The sequence below is a fragment of the Streptomyces sp. MRC013 genome, from assembly GCF_023614235.1.
Lineage (GTDB): Bacteria > Actinomycetota > Actinomycetes > Streptomycetales > Streptomycetaceae > Streptomyces.
In genome coordinates, this window is record NZ_CP094264.1 from 2,790,137 (window position 1) to 2,808,014 (window position 17,878).

13 protein-coding genes are annotated in these 17,878 nt (G+C 75.5%); 4 read left to right on the forward strand and 9 right to left on the reverse strand.

Going from position 1 to position 17,878, the window contains the following annotated elements; translation table 11 throughout:
* Positions 1 to 24: 24 nt before the first annotated feature.
* Positions 25 to 1,644 carry a methionine--tRNA ligase gene (gene metG / locus LUW75_RS12850; protein ID WP_250335726.1) on the reverse strand — a complete coding sequence of 540 codons (1,620 nt, stop codon included), beginning with the start codon at positions 1,642 to 1,644 and terminating at the stop codon, positions 25 to 27.
* Between the two features lie 155 nt (positions 1,645 to 1,799).
* On the reverse strand, positions 1,800 to 3,413 hold the full coding sequence (locus tag LUW75_RS12855; RefSeq protein WP_250335727.1) for a VWA domain-containing protein: 1,614 nt from the start codon (positions 3,411 to 3,413) through the stop codon (positions 1,800 to 1,802).
* A 268-nt stretch (positions 3,414 to 3,681) separates the two neighbouring features.
* Here LUW75_RS12855 and LUW75_RS12860 point away from each other — a divergent pair, with 268 nt between their 5' ends.
* A complete protein-coding gene (locus tag LUW75_RS12860) occupies positions 3,682 to 5,739 on the forward strand; it encodes a PhoX family protein (protein WP_250335728.1) in 2,058 nt (685 codons plus the stop codon).
* Between the two features lie 460 nt (positions 5,740 to 6,199).
* On the opposite strand, the gene LUW75_RS12865 is transcribed toward LUW75_RS12860, so the two are convergent.
* Together LUW75_RS12865 and LUW75_RS12870 are read right to left on the reverse strand one after the other, a co-directional pair.
* Positions 6,200 to 7,186, reverse strand: coding sequence for a hypothetical protein (locus LUW75_RS12865; RefSeq protein WP_250337649.1), 987 nt, complete (start codon positions 7,184 to 7,186; stop codon positions 6,200 to 6,202).
* Between the two features lie 143 nt (positions 7,187 to 7,329).
* Positions 7,330 to 8,814: an APC family permease gene (locus LUW75_RS12870; RefSeq protein WP_250335729.1), complete on the reverse strand. Its 1,485-nt coding sequence runs from the start codon at positions 8,812 to 8,814 to the stop codon at positions 7,330 to 7,332.
* Positions 8,815 to 9,486: 672 nt separating this feature from the next.
* Here LUW75_RS12870 and cbiE point away from each other — a divergent pair.
* From cbiE to LUW75_RS12885, 3 genes are all read left to right on the forward strand, one after another.
* Entirely contained in the window at positions 9,487 to 10,755 is a 1,269-nt protein-coding gene (cbiE, locus tag LUW75_RS12875) for a precorrin-6y C5,15-methyltransferase (decarboxylating) subunit CbiE (protein WP_250335730.1), read from the forward strand.
* On the forward strand, positions 10,752 to 11,504 hold the full coding sequence (gene cobM, locus LUW75_RS12880; protein WP_250335731.1) for a precorrin-4 C(11)-methyltransferase: 753 nt from the start codon (positions 10,752 to 10,754) through the stop codon (positions 11,502 to 11,504). Before cbiE ends, cobM begins: the two co-directional genes overlap by 4 nt.
* A gap of 279 nt (positions 11,505 to 11,783) precedes the next feature.
* On the forward strand, positions 11,784 to 13,073 hold the full coding sequence (locus LUW75_RS12885; RefSeq protein ID WP_250335732.1) for a COG1361 family protein: 1,290 nt from the start codon (positions 11,784 to 11,786) through the stop codon (positions 13,071 to 13,073).
* Between the two features lie 337 nt (positions 13,074 to 13,410).
* On the opposite strand, the gene LUW75_RS12890 is transcribed toward LUW75_RS12885, so the two are convergent.
* The 5 genes from LUW75_RS12890 to LUW75_RS12910 form a co-directional block, all read right to left on the reverse strand.
* The gene (locus tag LUW75_RS12890) at positions 13,411 to 14,058 is read right to left on the reverse strand and encodes a response regulator (RefSeq protein ID WP_250335733.1); all 648 of its coding nucleotides are present in this window, start codon (positions 14,056 to 14,058) and stop codon (positions 13,411 to 13,413) included.
* The gene (locus LUW75_RS12895; protein WP_250335734.1) at positions 14,051 to 15,517 is read right to left on the reverse strand and encodes a sensor histidine kinase; all 1,467 of its coding nucleotides are present in this window, start codon (positions 15,515 to 15,517) and stop codon (positions 14,051 to 14,053) included. Before LUW75_RS12895 ends, LUW75_RS12890 begins: the two co-directional genes overlap by 8 nt.
* Positions 15,518 to 15,523: 6 nt before the next feature.
* A complete protein-coding gene (locus LUW75_RS12900) occupies positions 15,524 to 16,312 on the reverse strand; it encodes an ABC transporter permease (protein ID WP_250335735.1) in 789 nt (262 codons plus the stop codon).
* A complete protein-coding gene (locus LUW75_RS12905) occupies positions 16,309 to 17,214 on the reverse strand; it encodes an ABC transporter ATP-binding protein (protein ID WP_250335736.1) in 906 nt (301 codons plus the stop codon). Before LUW75_RS12905 ends, LUW75_RS12900 begins: the two co-directional genes overlap by 4 nt.
* Positions 17,215 to 17,414: 200 nt before the next feature.
* Complete coding sequence (locus tag LUW75_RS12910) at positions 17,415 to 17,864, reverse strand: hypothetical protein (RefSeq protein WP_250335737.1); 450 nt, start codon at positions 17,862 to 17,864, stop codon at positions 17,415 to 17,417.
* Positions 17,865 to 17,878 lie beyond the last annotated feature (14 nt).

Consider the following 17,878-nt stretch of genomic DNA (forward strand, 5'->3'; position numbering starts at 1 on the left):
GGCGGCGGTCCCGGGGCGGTTCCGTCAGGCGTCCTTCTTCGGCTCCTCCAGGCGCGGGAAGAGGACCGCGCCCTTCGTCACCGTCGCGCCGGGCGGGAGCTGGCCCCAGGTGCCGGCCTCGGCGAGCGGCTGGTCGGCGAGGGCGCCCAGGGCGGGCTCCGCGCCGAGCGACTCCCACAGCTTCCCGGATGTCTCCGGCATGACCGGGTTCAGCAGGACGGCCACCGCGCGCAGCGACTCGGCCGCCGTGTAGAGGATCGTCGCCAGGCGCGCGCGGCCCTCCGGCGAGTCGTCCTTCGCGACCTTCCACGGCTCCTGCTCCGTGATGTAGCCGTTGACCTGCTTCACGAAGTCGAAGACCGCCAGGATGCCGCCCTGGAAGTCCAGCTCCTCGCCGATCCTCCGGTCGGCCTCGGCGACCGCCCCGGCCAGGCCGTCCCGGATCGCCCGCTCGGCGTCACCGGCGGCCGTGGCCTCCGGCAGGGCGCCGTCGAAGTACTTGCCGACCATCGCCGCGACGCGCGAGGCGAGGTTGCCGTAGTCGTTGGCCAGCTCAGAGGTGTACCGGGCGGTGAAGTCCTCCCAGGAGAACGAGCCGTCGCTGCCGAAGGCGATCGCCCGCAGGAAGTACCAGCGGTAGGCGTCCACACCGAAGTGCGAGGTCAGGTCCTGCGGCTTGATGCCGGTCAGGTTCGACTTCGACATCTTCTCGCCGCCGACCATCAGCCAGCCGTGCGCCGCGACCTTCTTCGGCAGGGGCAGGCCCTGTGCCATCAGCATCGCGGGCCAGATCACCGCGTGGAAGCGCAGGATGTCCTTGCCGACCAGGTGCACGTCGGCCGGGAACGTCGACTCGAACTTCGCCTGGTCGGAGCCGTAGCCGACGGCCGTCGCGTAGTTCAGCAGGGCGTCCACCCACACGTAGATGACGTGTTTCCGGTCCCACGGGATCGGGACGCCCCAGTCGAAGGCCGAACGGGAGATCGACAGGTCCTGCAGGCCCTGCTTGACGAAGTTCACGACCTCGTTGCGGGCCGACTCGGGCTGGATGAAGCCCGGGTTCGCCCCGTAGAACTCCAGGAGCTTCGGGCCGTACGCGGAGAGCTTGAAGAAGTAGTTCTCCTCCTTGAGGATCTCCACCGGCTTCCTGTGGACCGGGCAGAGCTTCACGCCCTGCTCGTCCTCGACCAGGTCGCCGAGGAGCTTGTACTCCTCGCAGCCCACGCAGTACGGGCCCTCGTAGCCGCCCTTGTAGATCTCGCCCTTGTCGTACAGGTCCTGCACGAACTCCTGGACGCGGTCCGTGTGGCGCCTCTCCGTGGTGCGGATGAAGTCGTCGTTCCCGATGCCCAGGTGCTCCCAGAGGGGCTTCCACGCCTCCTCGACGAGCTTGTCGCACCACTCCTGCGGGGTGACCCCGTTCGCGTCGGCCGTGCGCATGATCTTCTGACCGTGCTCGTCCGTGCCGGTGAGGTACCACACCTTCTCGCCGCGCTGACGGTGCCAGCGCGTGAGCACGTCGCCTGCGACGGTCGTGTAGGCGTGGCCCAGGTGAGGAGCGTCGTTGACGTAGTAGATGGGGGTCGATACGTAGAAGGCCTTCACGCCTTCGTCCCCCTGCTTCTCGGATCCAGTGGCCGCCATGCCGAAATCCTATCGGTCGGCCGAAGCGCCCTTCGCCTCCTTCCGCCCCGCCGTTCCCCCGAGGGCCGGGGGCGGACGGAGCGGGGGAGGGCCGGGGACACGGCGGGGGCGGGGGCCGGCCGCGCCGGCCGGCCCCCACCCCCGCCGGCGGCGCCTCAGACCGGCCAGGAGGCGAGGAGCTCCCGGTAGAAGCGGGCGTGCGGGATCTCGCGGGGGGCGGGGCCGGCGTGGAAGAAGGCGGCGTTGTCGACGTCCAGCCTGCGCAGGTAGTCGAACGCCTTGCCGTCCTCCTCGCCGAACGCGACGAACTGCCAGAACACCGGCCGTCCGGTCGCCGCGGCCTCGGCGAGGGCCTGGGTGGCGGCGGTCCTCGACTCGGGGGCGCCGTCCGTCTGGAAGACCACCAGCGCGGGCCGGCCGGGGTCGGCCCCCTCGTGGTGGGCGAGCACCTCGCGGACGGCGCGGTCGTAGTTGGTGCGGCCCATGCGGCCCAGGCCCTCGTGCAGGGCGTCGATCCGCCCCTCGACGTTGTCGAGGGTGAGGTCGCCGGTGCCGTCGACCTCGGTCGAGAAGAACACGACGGGTACGGTCGCGTCCTCGTCGAGGTGCGCGGCGAGCGCGAGCACCCGCTCGCCGAGCTGCTGGGCGCTGCCGTCCTTGTAGTACGGGCGCATCGACCCGGACCGGTCGAGCACCAGGTACACCGTGGCCCGCGTACCGGCGAGGCCCCGCTTGCGCAGCGCGGCACCGGCGGCCTTGTACGCCTCGACGACGCCCTCGGGCGCCACGGCCTTGACCCGCCGCAGCGCGACGGCGGGGTGCCCGGCCCTGTCCTCAGGCTCCGGGGCGGTGGCCTCCGGGGCGGTGGCCTCCGATTCCGGGGCGGCGGTCTCCTCCGGAGCGGTGGCGGCCGGTACGGCGTCGCCGTCCGCGCCGGGGGCGCCCAGGTCTCCGGGCTCCTGCGGCGCGGCCCCGGTGACGGTCCCGGACCGGGGAGCGGTCGTGTCGTCCACCACGGCCTGCTCCGCCAGGGCAGCGGTGTCGGCGTCGGCTGCCCCGGGGGTGTCGGCCGCCTCGGGGACGTCGGTGGTCTCCGCTCCGGAGGGGGCGGCTTCCCGGGTGCCGGCGGCTCCCTCCCCGGCCTCCTCGCCGTCGCTCCCGCCGGAGGCCCCGGTCCCCGTCTCGGTTTCGGCCCCGGTCCCGGCCCCCGTCTCGGCCCCGGCCTCCGTCTCGGCCCCGGCCCCCGTCTCGGCCTCGGCCCCGGCCTCCGTCTCGGTCTTGGCCCCGGCCTCGACTTCGCCCTTCGACCCGGTTTCGGCCCCGGCCCCGGCCCCGACCCCGGCCTCGACCTCGGGCTCCGGCCCGGCCACGGCGGCCTCCGGTTCGGCGGCCTCGGTCCCGGGCACCTGTGCGGGCGGTTCCCCAGCGGTGGGTACGGCCGGTTCCGGCGCCCCGGCGGCCCCCTCCTCCGCGGTCGGGGCCCCGGGTTCCCCGGCGGCCGGGGTCTCCTCGGAGTCGGTCCGGGCCGCCGGGACCGCGGACTTCGGGGCTGCGGGCTTCGGGTTGTCGAAGGAGGCCGCCACCAGTTCCGCCGCGACCTCTTCCGGGGTGGGGTCCTGGCGTTCCACCTGGGACGGGACCGCCGGCGGTTCGTCCTGGGACACCGTGCGTTCCGCCTGGGGCGGGACGGAGGGAGTGGCCGTCGACTCGTCGCGCCCCGCCTCGCGGTCGCGTCCGAACACCTTGCGCAACAAGCTCCGAATGCCCATGGGCCATGGCCTTTCGCATATTGGGTGCCGTGTATGTCCGTACTGCTGGGAATACCTAGAATCATCCCTGGCCAGGGCGGACACGTAAGGTTAGCCGTCCGGAGTGGCGCGTACGGGTGCCGTCCGCCCACGTCAAGACCACCCTCGACGCCTTCCGTTCACCGCGTGTTCACTCTCCTGCCCCCGCTCTGCTCAGGGGCGCGTCTAGCCTCGCCGCCGGACGACCACGACATCACGTCGGCGCGGTGCGCGCCGAAGGAGGAACATCGTGCGCAAGCTGCTGCCGCTGCTCACCGCGACCCCGCACGCCGGCGGCCGGTCCGCCCTGACCTGCCGCTACCGCTGCGGTGACGCTTGCTTCCACGAGGTGCCCAACACCAGCGACAACGAGTACGTCGGCGACGTCATAGCCGGGGCCCTCTCCCGCCGTTCGCTGGTGCGCGCCGCCGCCGTAGTGACCGCCGCCACCGCCGCGGGCGGCGCCGTCCTCGGCGCGGGCGCCCCGGAGGCCCACGCCGCGCAGGCGGCACAGGCGGCGCACCGCCGGGGCACGTCGCCGGGCGCGCGCGGCCTGCGCTTCGCGCCCGTCGCGCCGAACACCGCCGACCAGGTCACCGTTCCGCGCGGCTACAGCCAGAGCGTCGTCATCCGCTGGGGCGAGCCGATCCTGCGCGGCGCACCCGCCTTCGACCCGGACAGGCAGTCCGCCAAGGCGCAGGCCGGACAGTTCGGCTACAACAACGACTTCCTCTCCCTCCTCCCCCTGCGGGGCGAGCCGGGCCGCCAGGTCCTCGTGGCGAACCACGAGTACACCGACGAGGTCCTGATGTTCCGCGGGTACGACCCGCAGAACCCCACCCGCGAGCAGGTCGAGATCGCCTGGGCCGCGCACGGCCTGTCCGTCGTGGTCGTGCAGGAGGAGTACCGCACCGGCAGGCTCACCCCGGTCACCCGGCACCCGCTCAACCGCCGCCTCACCGCGACCAGCGTGTTCGAGCTGACCGGCCCCGCCGCCGGCAGCGACCTGCTGAAGACGTCCGCCGACCCGTCGGGCCGCAAGGTCCTCGGCACCCTCAACAACTGCGCCGGCGGCACCACCCCGTGGGGCACCACCCTCCACGGCGAGGAGAACTTCAACCAGTACTTCGCGAACGGCTCCACCGCCACCGACAAGCGCTACGGCCTCAACACCGGTGCCACCGAGCGCAAGTGGGAGCGGTTCGACAAGCGCTTCGACGCCGCGCAGGAGCCCAACGAGTCGCACCGCTTCGGCTGGGTCGTCGAACTCGACCCGTACGACCCCGACTCCACGCCCCGCAAGCGCACCGCGCTCGGCCGGTTCAAGCACGAGGCCGCGCAGCCCCGGCTGACCCGGGACGGCCGCCCGGTCGTGTACATGGGCGACGACGAGCGGTTCGACTACTTCTACAAGTTCGTCTCCGCCAAGCGCATGATGAAGGGCGACTCCCGCGCCGCCCGCGAGCACAACCTGACCCTCCTCGACGAGGGCACCCTCTACGTCGCGAAGCTGACCGGCGACTCGCCCGCCGCCGAGGTCGACGGCACCGGCAAGCTCCCGAACGACGGCGAGTTCGACGGCTCCGGCGTGTGGATCCCGCTCGCCACGGGCGACGTGTCGCACGTCCCCGGCATGACCGCCGACGAGGTGTACGTCTTCACGCGCCTCGCCGCGGACAGGGTCGGCGCCACCAAGATGGACCGCCCCGAGGACGTCGAGCCCTCACCCCGCACGGGCCGCGTGTACGTCGCCCTGACGAACAACTCGCAGCGCGGCACGGACGGCAAGCCCGGCGTCGACGAGGCGAACCCGCGTGCCAGGAACAAGCACGGCCAGGTCCTGGAGCTCGCCGAGCACTGGGACGACCCGGCGGCGGACGGGTTCGCGTGGCGGCTCTTCCTCGTCGCGGGCGACCCGGAGGACCCCTCCACGTACTTCGCCGGGTACCCGAAGGAGGGGGTGTCGCCGATCTCCTGCCCCGACAACCTCGCCTTCGACGCGTACGGCAACCTGTGGATCTCCACGGACGGCAACGCGCTCGGCACCCACGACGGCCTGTTCGGCGTGGCCGTGCACGGCGAGCGGCGCGGTGAGCTGAAGCAGTTCCTGACCGTCCCGGTGGGCGCCGAGACGTGCGGACCGATCATCCAGAACCGCCGGGTGCTCGTCGCCGTGCAGCACCCGGGCGAGGTCGACGGCGCGTCCGTGGAGAAGCCGGCCTCGTCGTGGCCCGACGGGCCGGGCAGGCTGGTGCGCCCGGCCGTCGTCGCCGTCTACCGCGAGGACGGCCGCCCGATCGGCGTCTGACCGCGGCCCGGCGCCCGGCGGGCGCCGGGCCGGTTCCCGGACGGCCCTGACCGGTCCGGTCCGGTCCGGCCCTGACCGGTTCTGGCCGACTCCGTCCGGTCCCGTTCCGTCCGGTCCCGTTCCGCCCTGCCCTGCACCGGCCCACCCCCGTCGGCCCGCCCTGCCCGACAGCGGCCGGGCGGGCGGCGGGGCGGGCCGGGGCCGGGGCGGGCCTCCCGCGAGGACGCCCGCCCCACGGCGGGTCGCGGGCCGGGACCCTTGCGCGGCCGGGCCGCGGGCGCGCACCGAACCGGTTCGCACGCGTACGCCGAACCGTGCCGTGGGCGCGCACACCGGGCCGGATGCGTACGGCGGACCGGTCCCGTGTTCCGGGCCGGATGCGTACGGCGGACCGGTCCCGTGTACCGAATCGGCCCCGCGTGCCGGACCGGGGACCCTCCCCATGCCGGGCCGGCGGGGTTCACGAGGCGCTGCGGGCCTGCGCGCGCCACTTGGTGAACTGCTCCACGGGATCCCCCGTGTACGACCACGGCACCCGCGACACCCGTGTCCCCAGCAGCTCGAACAGGCCGTCCGCCACCTCCAGCCGCCCCGCGTGGCACGCCGCGTGGGCCAGGTAGTTCAGCAGCTCGACCTCCTCCGGCCGGACCGGTCCCGGCGCCCGGCCGCCGATCCAGCGCTCCCAGGTACGCTGCACCTCCGTCACCGCCAGCTCGTGCTTCCAGTGCTGGTCGAAGCCCCGCACCGACCCGGGACCCCGGCCGAGCGCCCCGTCCAGCACGTACCGGTACTCCTCGACGCGGGCGATCTGCACCAGCACCGGCAGCGGACAGCCGGGCGGCGCCGCGCCGGCCGCGTCGCGCGCGAAGTCGTACATCGAGCCGTGCGTGCCGTGCCACCGCGCCGACCAGTAGCGCAGCAGCTGCACGTGGCCCTCCGTGTTGTGCGGGTCGCGCCGGCGCAGCTCGTCCCACCAGCGGCGCAGCTCCGCCCGGCTCACCCCGCCCTCGTACAGCCGGGCCACCGTCAGCAGCGACACCCACGGCATCGGGTCCGCGGGCCGGACGTCCGCCGCGAACAGGCAGGCCAGGACCGTGGAGTCCAGCCGGGTGCGGTCCACGGCGCTGCCCCGGCCCGCCACGATCGCCGCGTCGAAGACCCGTACCACCTCGGTCGCGGCCCGCAGCACCGCCGCGTCCGGGTCGTCGGGCTCGGCGGCCCGCCAGCCCTCGACGGCCGACGTGCCGGCCGCCGCGTGGGCGAGCAGCCGGATGCGGTGGGTGCGCCGCGGCCAGTCGTCCCCGGTCTCCCGCAGCAGGTCCCGTACGCCCTGCCAGCGGCCGACGGCGATGTCGTGGCGCACGTCGCCGAGCGCCTCGTCCCCGAAGTACGGGTCGGGTTCGAGTGTGAGCCGGTCCTCGCGTGCGGAACGGCCCGCCCGGCCCATGAGCCCGGTCCGCCTCGTACTGCGCCCGTGCCGCGGCTTCCCGGAGCCGCCCCGGTCCGGGCGTCCCCCTCCGGTGGCGCGGTGGCGTGCGGCCATGCCTTCTCCCCCCGATCGCGTGGTCAGTCGCGTGGTCGGTCGCGTGGTCAGAAGTCGGTCGCCAGGGTCTCGTCGGCGGCCGGCCGGTGCCGCCGCGGTACGTCCCCGTACGGCGTGTCGCTCTTCGCCGCCAGTGCCCGCACCGCGTCCAGCTTCGCCGGACGGTAGTACGAACTACCCCGCCGCCAGTACCAGAACATCGGAATGAGTCCTGCCGCGAGTCCCCCGAGACCGATGGCGAGCGGCGCGGCGGGCAGCTCCACCAGCGACTCGTAGAAGACCCACGACATGAAAGCGGCCCCCGCCAGCGGCCACACCCCGCCCAGCAGCAGCTCCCGGACCGACGACAGCAGCACGCGGCGGTACGCGACGACGGCGGCGAGCCCGGCGAGCCCGTGGGAGAAGGCGAGCTGCAGGCCCATCGCACCGACCGCGCCGGACACGACGTCACCGACCGAGTCGAACGCGTTCGACGCGGCGAACAGCGCCAGCGCGACCCCGCCGACGGCGGCGACGGCCACCCACGGGGTGTTCCGCCGCCGGTGCACCAGCCCGAACGCGGACGGCACCGTGTGGTCCCGGCCCATCGTGAACAGCGTCCGCGTCACCTGGATCAGCGTCGTCTCCAGCGTCACCACGGTCGACAGCACCACCGCCACCACGAGCAGCCTCCCGCCGACCCCGGGCCAGACCGCGTCGCAGAGCAGGGCGAGGGTGCCGGCACCGCTCCGTGCGGTGGTCCCCTCCGTCGCCAGCACCACGTTGACCGCCAGGGTGAACGCCTCGAGCAGCAGGAAGACCGTCCCCGCCCCGATGAACACCGGCAGCACCGACCGGCGCCGGACGCCCCGCGCCTCCTCGCCGGGGCAGCCGGTGGCGTGCCAGCTCCGGTAGGAGAACGCCGCGACCAGCGCGCCCGCGGCGACGCCCGACACCCCGCAGAAGTCCCCGGACCCCAGCCACGACCAGTCGAACGCGGCCGCCGTGCCGTTGCGCGCCACCGCGCCCAGCACGAACAGCAGGAGGACCGCCAGCTCGACGCCCGAGACGATCGTCCGCGCCCGTGCGGTCAACCGGGCCCCCACCAGTGCCACCAGCAGCATCATCACCAACCAGCACGCCCCGGCCGCCGTCGCCGGCCAGGTGCCCCTCGCCAGCTCGGGGTCGAACAGGGTGAGCGTCAGCATCCCCGCCGGCAGCGCGCCCGCCACCATGAACAGCGTCGTCGACACGACCAGCGCCCACCCGCACAGGAAGCCCAGGAACGGATGGAGGGTCCGTCCCACCCACGAGTACGCGGCGCCCGCGTTCACGTCGAGCCGTTCGAGCCTTCCGTAGGCCAGCACGATGCCCAGCACGGGCAGCACGCAGTACAGCAGCGCGGCGGGGGCGGCGAGCCCGGCGGCCCCGACGAGCACGGCGGCCGTCACGACCGGCGAGTAGGCCGGGATGCCGCCCGCGGCCGCCCTCACGACGGTGCCGAACGTGCCCGGCACATCGGGTCGGAACCCTCTGCCGGAAGAGTTGCGCATGCCGAACGTCCTTGACTGGCAGGGGAAATGTCGCGGGGGACAGCCGCATCGTAGTGCCGCTCCCGGAACCCGGAGGTCGGGAGCGGTCCACACGCGCCACACCCTCGGCGCCGGCCGGCCGGAGGGCCGGCCCGCCCACCGGTCCCTCGCCCGCGGACGGGTTCGGCGGCGCCGTCCCGGGCCCGACCGCCGGCACCTCCGCCTCCGCGGGTCTTCCACACGCACGAGTGAACCCCACCGTTCGACCCGCGTACCGCCCGCGTACCGCCCGCGTTCCACCCGCGTTCCACCGCTGTCCGCCCGCGGGCCCGACCCCGGCATCCGGCCACCGCCCCGGCGCGGCCGCGGGCGGACCCGCCGGGACGGAAGGGGACGGCCGGGCCCCGGCGCGGCCGCGGGATGCGGCCGCACCCGCGGCACGGGAGCGGCACGGGAGCGGCCCCGGCCGCGCTGCCGGGTGCCAAAGCCGCTCCCGTACGGGAGGCCGGAGCTCCTCCCCGTGTCGGGGAGCGGAGCCCCTCCCGAGCCCGGGTGCCGGGCCGCCCCCGTCGGAGGCCGGAGGCCGGAGGCCGGAGGGCGGAGGGTGGCGGGCGGATTCCGCGTCGGCGAGCACGCCGCGAAGTGACCCCCGCCACCCGGCCGCCCCCCGGCCGGCCGGTAGGGTTCCGGCCCGTGAGCAGGCCATCCAGCAGCCAGGACGCCCCCCGTCCCGCCGACACCGTCACCGTCGTGGGCATCGGCGCCGACGGCTGGCCCGGCCTGCCCGAGGCGTCCCGCGCCGCCCTGCGCGCCGCGGACGTGGTCCTCGGCGGCGGCGCCCGCCAGCTCGGCCTGCTGCCGGCGGAGGTGACGGCCGAGCGCGTGCCGTGGCCCAGCCCCCTGCGCCCGGCCGTCCCCGCCCTGCTCGCGGCGCACGCCGGCAGGGCGGTCGCGGTCCTGGCGAGCGGCGACCCCATGTTCCACGGCGTCGGCCGCGCCCTCGCGGAGGTCCTCGGCCCGGACCGGCTGCGCGTCCTGCCGCACCCGTCCTCCGTCGCGTACGCCTGCGCCCGCCTGGGCTGGCCGCAGGAGGACACCGAGACGGTCACCCTGGTCGGCCGCCCCCTCGACACCCTGTCCGCCGCGCTCCACGACGGCCGCCGCCTGCTCGTGCTGAGCGCCGGCGCGGGCACCCCCGCCGAGGTGGCCGCCCTGCTGCGCGCCCGCGGCTACGGCCCGAGCCGCCTGCGCGTGCTGGAGCAGCTGGGGCACCCGGACCGCGAACGCGCCCTGCGCGGCACCGCCGACGGCTGGCCGCACCCGCCGGGCGATCCCCTGAACATCGTCGCCGTCGAGTGCGTCCGCGCCCCCGGCGCCCCGCGCCTCGGAGCCGTACCGGGCCTCCCCGACGACGCGTACGAACACGACGGGCAGCTCACCAAGCGCCACGTCCGCGCCGCGACGCTCGCCGCGCTGGCGCCCGCGCCGGGCGAGCTGCTGTGGGACGTCGGCGGCGGCTCCGGTTCCGTCGGCGTCGAGTGGATGCGCGTCCACCGCGCGTGCCGTGCGATCGCGGTCGAACGCGACCCGGTACGGGCGGAGCGGATCACCCGCAACGCCGCCGCGCTCGGCGTGCCGGGCCTGCGCGTGGTCACCGCCGCCGCACCGGACGGACTCACCGGCCTCGACGCACCGGACGCCGTCTTCGTCGGAGGCGGCCTCACCACGCCCGGCCTGCTCGACGCCTGCTGGTCGGCGCTGCGCCCCGGGGGCCGGCTGGTCGCGAACACCGTGACGCTGGAGTCGGAGGCGCTGCTCGCCGAGCGGTACCGGCGGCACGGCGGCGAACTCGTCCGGCTCGCGGTCGCGCACGCCGTGCCGGTGGGCGGCTTCACCGGCTGGCGGCAGGCGATGCCGGTCACGCAGTGGTCCGTAACGAAGGCGGGAGCAGAGGAACAATGACGGTCTACTTCATCGGCGCGGGCCCCGGTGCCGCCGACCTGATCACGGTGCGGGGCGCCCGCACCCTCGCCTCCTGCCGGGTGTGCCTGTACGCGGGCTCACTGGTCCCGGAGGAGCTGCTGGCCGAGTGCCCGCCGGACGCGCGGCTCGTCGACACGGCCCGCATGGACCTGGACGCCATCACCGCGGAGCTGGTCGCCGCCCACGCGGCGGGCCACGACGTGGCGCGGCTGCACTCCGGCGACCCGTCCGTGTTCAGCGCGGTCGCCGAGCAGATGCGGCGCCTCGACGCGGCGGGCGTGCCGTACGAGGTGGTGCCGGGCGTCCCCGCCTTCGCGGCGGCCGCGGCGGCGCTGAAGCGGGAGCTGACCGTCCCGACGGTCGGCCAGACCGTGATCCTGACCCGGATCGCCCGGCAGGCCACGCCCATGCCGGAGGGCGAGGACCTGGCGACGCTCGGCCGCAGCGGGGCCCTGCTGGTGCTCCACCTCGCGGCACGGTACGTCGACCGCGTCGTCGCCGAGCTCGTCCCGAACTACGGCGAGGACTGCCCGGCCGCCGTCGTCGCCATGGCGAGCCGCCCGGACGAGGTGGTGCTGCGCGGCACCCTCGCGGACATCGCCGCGCGGACGAAGGCGGCGGGCGTCACCCGCACGGCGGTGATCATCGTCGGGCGGACGCTGGCGGCGACGGAGTTCCGCGACAGCCACCTGTACTCGCCGGAGCGGGACCGGCACTCCTGCGGGTGATCCGCCGTCGGGCCGGGACGCCTGCGGGTGATCCGCCGTCGGGCCGGGACGGACCCACCGCCGGGCCGGGATGAGAAACCCCACACGGGAAAACCCGGGAACGGGGGCAACCGCGTTGAATGCCCCGGTTCGGTCGGCGGTGGAGCATTCCCTTCCGTGACCGGCCGGGCCGGGTGGGTCCCGGCTCCCTTCACCGTGCGGCGGTTCGGTCCCTACGATCGTTCGACCACCGACGTGCTCCGTCGCGTTCACGACTTCCGCTCCCGAGAAAGAGCATCCGTGAAGACCAGACGTACTCCCGCAACGGCCGTCGCCGCTGCCGTCATCGCGCCCGTCGTCCTCCTCGCCGCCTCCCCGGCGTACGCGGCGACGGCGACCCCGCCGCCCGCGCCGCCGGCCGTGTCCGAGCCGTCCGGGGCGCGGGGGCCGTCCGGGTTCGGGAAGGGCAGGTCCGTCGCGGACCTGGAGAAGGCCGTCGCGGAGGCCCGCAAGGCGTACGACGCCGCGATGGCCGCCAAGGCGGCCGCCTACGAGAAGCTGCTGGTGGCGGTCTCCGACACCACGCCGGAGGCCCTCGCGGCCGCCGCCGCCGGGAAGGAGGCCATCGCCGCCGCCGCCGCGCACACCGCCGCGGTGAAGGTGCTGGAGGAGGCCGAGGCGAAGCTCGCCGCCCTGCCGGACACGGCCGCCCCGGAGGCGCGGACGGCCGCCGAGAAGGCCGTCGCGGACGCCCGGACCGCCGTCGAGGAGGCCGCCGCGGAGAAGACCGCCGCGGACGGGAAGCGGGCCGAGGCCGGCAAGGCCCTCGACGACATGCGCGTCGCCGCCTTCCGGGCGGACCACCTGGCGGGGGAAGCGGTCAAGAAGGCCGCCGCCGACCTGGCCACCGCCGAGAAGGCGCTCGCGGACGCGAAGAAGGAGGAGGACGACGACGGCATGTGCGACGGGGACGACCGCCTCGTCGCCGAGCTGACCGGCCTGCCCGAGAAGGTGACCGCGGGCAGCACCGTCGACCTCACCGTCCGCGTCACCAACAACACCGGCGAGGCGGTGGACCGCGCGTACGCCCAGGTCACCCTCGCACCCGGCACGAAGGACCTCGTCACCCTCTTCGAGCCCCAGTACTCCACGGGCGCGTCCGCCACGTGGCGCGACTGGAACTCCTGGGGCATCGCCGTGAACGTCGGCGGGCTGAAGCCCGGGGCCCACGCCGACCTCAGGCTGCGGCTGAACCCGGCTGCGACGCTGAAGGACTGGTCGGGCCGCGTCGAGGTGAACGGCTGGTACGAGCGCGGCGACGACTGCGGCGCCAACACCACGCTGAAGCTCCACAGCTTCCAGGTCGTCGCGGCCCCGGTCGCGAGTCCGCCGCCGGCCCCGTCGCCGCAGGGCGGCACGACCACCCCGGTCGGGACGACCACGACGGCCACCACGCCGACGGCCGGGACGCTTGCCAGGACCGGTTCGTCCGATGCCCTGAACGGTCTCGCCGCCACCGCCGGCGCGGCGATCACCCTGGGCGCCGCCGCGGTCTACGGCACGCGCCGCCGCCGCTCGACCGGAGCCTGACGCCCGCACGCCCCGGGCGCCCCCACCCCGGCGGGCGCCCGGAACCCGATGGCCGGAACCCGATGGCCGGACCCACAGGCCGGAACCCGAAGGTCCCGACCGTCGGCAGCCAGGCCCGGCGGGCCGGGGCCTTCCGCACGCGGTGCGCGCACCACGCGCGCGGTGAGGGTGTGCCCGACCGCCGCCGTCCGGACGGGCGGGCACCGCCGAGCCGGACACACCGTCCCGCACCCCCGCGGAACCACGGGGCCCGCAAGGTCCCGCCGCGTCCCGCCGCGTCCCGCCGCGTCCCGCCGCGTCCCGCCGCGTTCGGGCACGTCCGGCCGCGTCCGGGTGCTCAGCCCAGGATGCCGCGGTCGTAGGCGGTCGCCACGGCGGCCGCGCGGTCCTTCACGCCGAGCTTGCCGTACAGGTGCGTCAGATGGGTCTTCACCGTCGCCTCGCTGATGAACAGCTCGCGTGCGATCTCGCGGTTGGAGGTACCCCTGGCGACCAGTTCGAGTACTTCGCGCTCGCGGGCCGACAGGGCGCGGTCCGCCGGCAGGGCGGGCCTCCTGACGGCCGATACCAGGCGGGAGGCGACGGCGGGCGACAGGACCGCCCGCCCCTCGGCCGCCGCCCGGACCGCCGCGAACAGGTCCTCGCGGGGCGCGTCCTTGAGCAGGTAGCCGGTGGCGCCCGCCTCGATCGCGGGGATCGTGTCGGAGTCCGTGTCGTACGTGGTGAGGACCAGCACCTTCGAGCGGGCGCCGCGCCGGGACAGCTCCGCGATGGCCTCCACCCCGCCCCCGGCCGGCATGCGCAGGTCCATCAGCACCACGTCCGGGTCGAGGCGCAGGGCGAGTTCGACGCCCTCGACGCCGCCGGCGGCCTCGCCGAGGACGTCGAAGCCCGGGTCGGAGGCGAACATGCCGCGCAGCCCGTCCCGCACCACGGGATGGTCGTCGACGATCAGCAGGGTGACGGCGGTGGTCCGGTCAGTCATGGCGCACCAACGGTACGCGGGCGCTGACGGCGGTCCCGTGGCCGGGTTCCGACTCGACGGTGACGGTGCCCGCGATGCGCTCCGCGCGGGCCCGCATGCCGTCGAGGCCGAAGCCGCCGGCGCGGGTGCGCGGCGGTACGGCGAGCGGGTCGAAGCCGCGCCCGTCGTCCCGTACGTCCAGGGTGATCTCGTCGTCCATGTACGAGAGGGTGACCCCGGCGCGGCGGGCGCCCGCGTGCCGGGCCGCGTTGGAGAGGGCCTCCTGGCCGATCCGCAGCAGGGTCGCGGCGACCTCGTCGTGCAGCGGCTCCTCCGTGCCGGTCACCGTGAACCGGGCGTCCGCGCCCGTTCGGTCGGCCCACTCGGCGACGGCCTTCTCCAGCGCCCGGGGGAGCGTGTCGTGCTCCAGCGCGGACGGGGAGAGGTTCTGCACGGAGCGCCGCGCCTCGCCGAGGGAGCGGCGTGCCAGTGCCTGGGCCCGGTCCAGGTGCTCGCGCGCCGCGTCCGGGTCGGCGGTGGTGGCGACGGCCTGGAGCTGGGCGATGACGCCGGTCAGGCCCTGGGCGATCGTGTCGTGGATCTCGGCGGCGAGGCGGCGGCGCTCGTCGGCGACGCCCGCCTCGCGGGCCTGGACCACGAGTTGGGCGTGGAGGGCGGCGTTCTCGGCGAGGGCGGACTCCAGGGCGGCGATCGTCCGCGCCCGCTCGGCCGCCTTCTCCGCCTCCTTGTCCTCCAGGTGGTCCATGACGACGGCGAGGGCCGCGTTGAGGACGAACAGCGCCCCGAACGCGGCCCAGTTCATCGGTGAGGCGGGCGGCAGGCCGCCGGACTGGGAGCCGGCCATGGTGACGGCGGTGACCGCGAGCCCGACGCGGGCGGCGCGCGGCGGGAGCAGGCGTCGGGCCTCGAAGTAGCCGAGGCAGGCGTAGACGGCGAAGAACGGGTTCAGCCAGGTGAGGACGAACGCGAGGAGGGTGCGGAGGGTGAAGTACACCCGCCCCGCGGCCGTCCCCTCCGGCAGCCCCCGCCCGGCGGCCCCGGCCCCGGCCCCGGCACCGGCACCGGCACCGGCGGTACGACCCGCACCACCCGTACCACGGGGCACGTCCGACCCGCCGGGGCCGCACGCACCGCCGGGGCCGCCCACCTCACGGGGGCCGCCCACCTCACGGGGGCCGCCCACCTCACGGGATCCGCCCGCCTCACCGGATCCGCCCGCACGGCCGGCCCCGCCCGTACCGCCGACCCCGTCCGCATCGCCCTGCGGCCGGGGCGCGGCCCGCGTCCACCACAGCTGGAGGACCAGCGAGGCGAGGAGCGGCACCCCGGCGGCGTACGCCTCCCGCCGGGTCATCACCAGGTCGGCGGTCGCGGCGGAGAGCAGCGTCGCGAGCCCCAGCAGGGCGTACGGGCCGTACCGGAAGAACTGCGCCCACCGCTCCTCCAGCGTCGTCGTCATGCGGACCTACTCCCAGGTGAACCAGCGTCGCGCCGCGGCCGTCAGCACGGCGCTCCAGAGCGCCATGATCCCCAGGTGCGTCCACGCGGGCCAGCCCCCCGCCGCGGCCTGGTCGAGGGCCCGCGCGGCGGCACCCAGCGGCGTGAGGTGCACGATCCGCTGGAGGGCGTCCGGCATGGCGGAGACCGGCAGCCACACCCCGGCGGTGAACATCGAGGGGAAGAACACCACCGACCCCACCGCCTGCGCGATCTTGACGGTGCGGCTGACGGCCGCGACGGTCCCGCCGAGCGCCAGCGTGGTGAACGCGGCCAGGACGAAGGCGGCGAGGTACCCGGGTGCGTGGCCGGGCAGCGCCACGCCGAACACGGTCCGCCCCACGGCGAGGGCCAGCAGCCCGGACACCACCACGGCGGCGCCGTGCAGCACCACCTGCGCCCCGACGAGGGCACCGGGCCGCACCGGCGTGGTCGACATGCGGCGCAGGATGCCCCGCTCCCGGTAACCGCTGAGGACGGGCGGCATGGACTGGATGCCGGACGTGACCAGCGCCAGCAGCACGGTGACGGGGACGTACAGGTCGATGACGCGCAGACCGCCCAGGTCGGGCGACGGCTTCCGGAACGAGGGGACCGCGCCCAGCACGCACAGCAGGGCCGTCGGGAAGACCAGGATCCAGAACAGCGACGCCGGCTCCCGGAGGAAGAGGCGCGCCTCGGACCGCAGTACGGCGGCGGCGCTGCCCCTGACGGCGGCGCTCCGGGTACGGGCGGGGGCGGGGGCGGGGGCGGTCATGCGTCCAGTCCCGTCAGGTCGAGGTAGGCGTCGTCCAGGGTGGCGTCGGCGACGCGGAGGCGGAGGGCGGTGACGCCCCGCCGGGCGAGGAGCGACAGCACGGCGTCGACGGTCTCGTCGGTGCCGTGCAGGACGATCCGGCCGCCGTCCCGCTCCGCAACGGAGGCGACGGAGGGCAGATCGGCCAGCAGCCGGACGTCCAGCGGTGCGGAGGGCGTGAAGGAGACCTCGGCGTTGCGCGCGCTGCGCCCGATGAGCCCGGCCGGGGTGTCCAGCGCGGTGACCCGCCCCCCGTCGACCAGGGCGATCCGGTCGCACAACCGCTGGGCCTCCTCCATGAAGTGGGTGACCAGCAGCACGGTGACCCCGCTGTCCCGCACGTCCTCGACGAGCCGCCAGGTGTCGCGTCGGGCGCGCGGGTCGAGCCCGGTGGTCACCTCGTCCAGCACGACGACGCGGGGGCCGCCGACCAGGGCGAGCGCGATGGACAGGCGCTGCTTCTGGCCGCCGGACAGCTTCGCGAAACGCGTGTCGAGCCGGTCGGCGAGCCCGAGGCGCTCGGCGAGGGCCCGCCAGTCGGCCGGCTCCGGATGGCAGGCGGCGTACAGTTCCAGCGCCTCCCGCACGGTGATCCTCGGCTGGAGCTCGCTCTCCTGGAGCTGCACCCCCAGCAGCCGGGTGACCGCGTCGCGGTCGGCGGCGGGGTCGTACCCGGCGACGCGCACCGTCCCCCCGTCGGGCCGCCGCAGCCCTTCCACGCACTCGACGGTGGTGGTCTTGCCGGCGCCGTTGGGCCCGAGGATCCCGAAGACCTCGCCCTCCTCGACGGCGAAGGTCACCCCGTCGACGACCGTCCTGCCCCCGTAGACCTTGCGCAGGTCGTCGACCTCGATGATTCCCATGCCCAGGAGCCTCCCGCCCCCGGGCACCCGGCGGCATCCCCCACCCCGCCGGACCCGGCGTCAACCGATCGGTCGACCCCGCATACGACCCCGCCGGCGCCGCCCCGCCCGGCACCACCCCTCCCGACGGGCCGGCAGGGGTCCCCGGCCACGCCCCCGGCAGGTCCGGCGGAGGCCTTCCGGCGGCCCGGCGGACCTCGTCAGCGAGCCGTGTCGGGGCGGGCGGTGTGGTCGGGGTGGCCCGGGGTGCGGCGGGCCTCCTTCATCTCCGCCTCGTACAGGTGGCGGCGCCCCTCGGCCAGTTCCCGCACGGCGGCGCCTTCGAGGTCCTTGAACGGCCCGTAGTACGTGTCGTCGTAGGCCTCGACGATCTGGAAGGTCCAGTGGCCGGGGATGACGTTGCGGCCCAGGACCTCCGTCGCCACCCGCTCGGCCCACTCCGGGCGACCGGCCTCGCGCAGCAGCGCCACGGCCCGGTCCAGTTCGAGGTCCGCGGTGCCGGTCAGCTGGTGGAACGAGTAGAGGTGCCCGCGCGCCCGCTCCGTCGTCTCGAGGGCCTTCGACAGGGAGCCCAGGGCCTCCACCAGAACGTCGCTGAGGCCCTCGGGTCGCTGGTGGGCACGGTCGGGGCCGTCGTGGTGCGTGTGCATGATCCTGCCGTTTC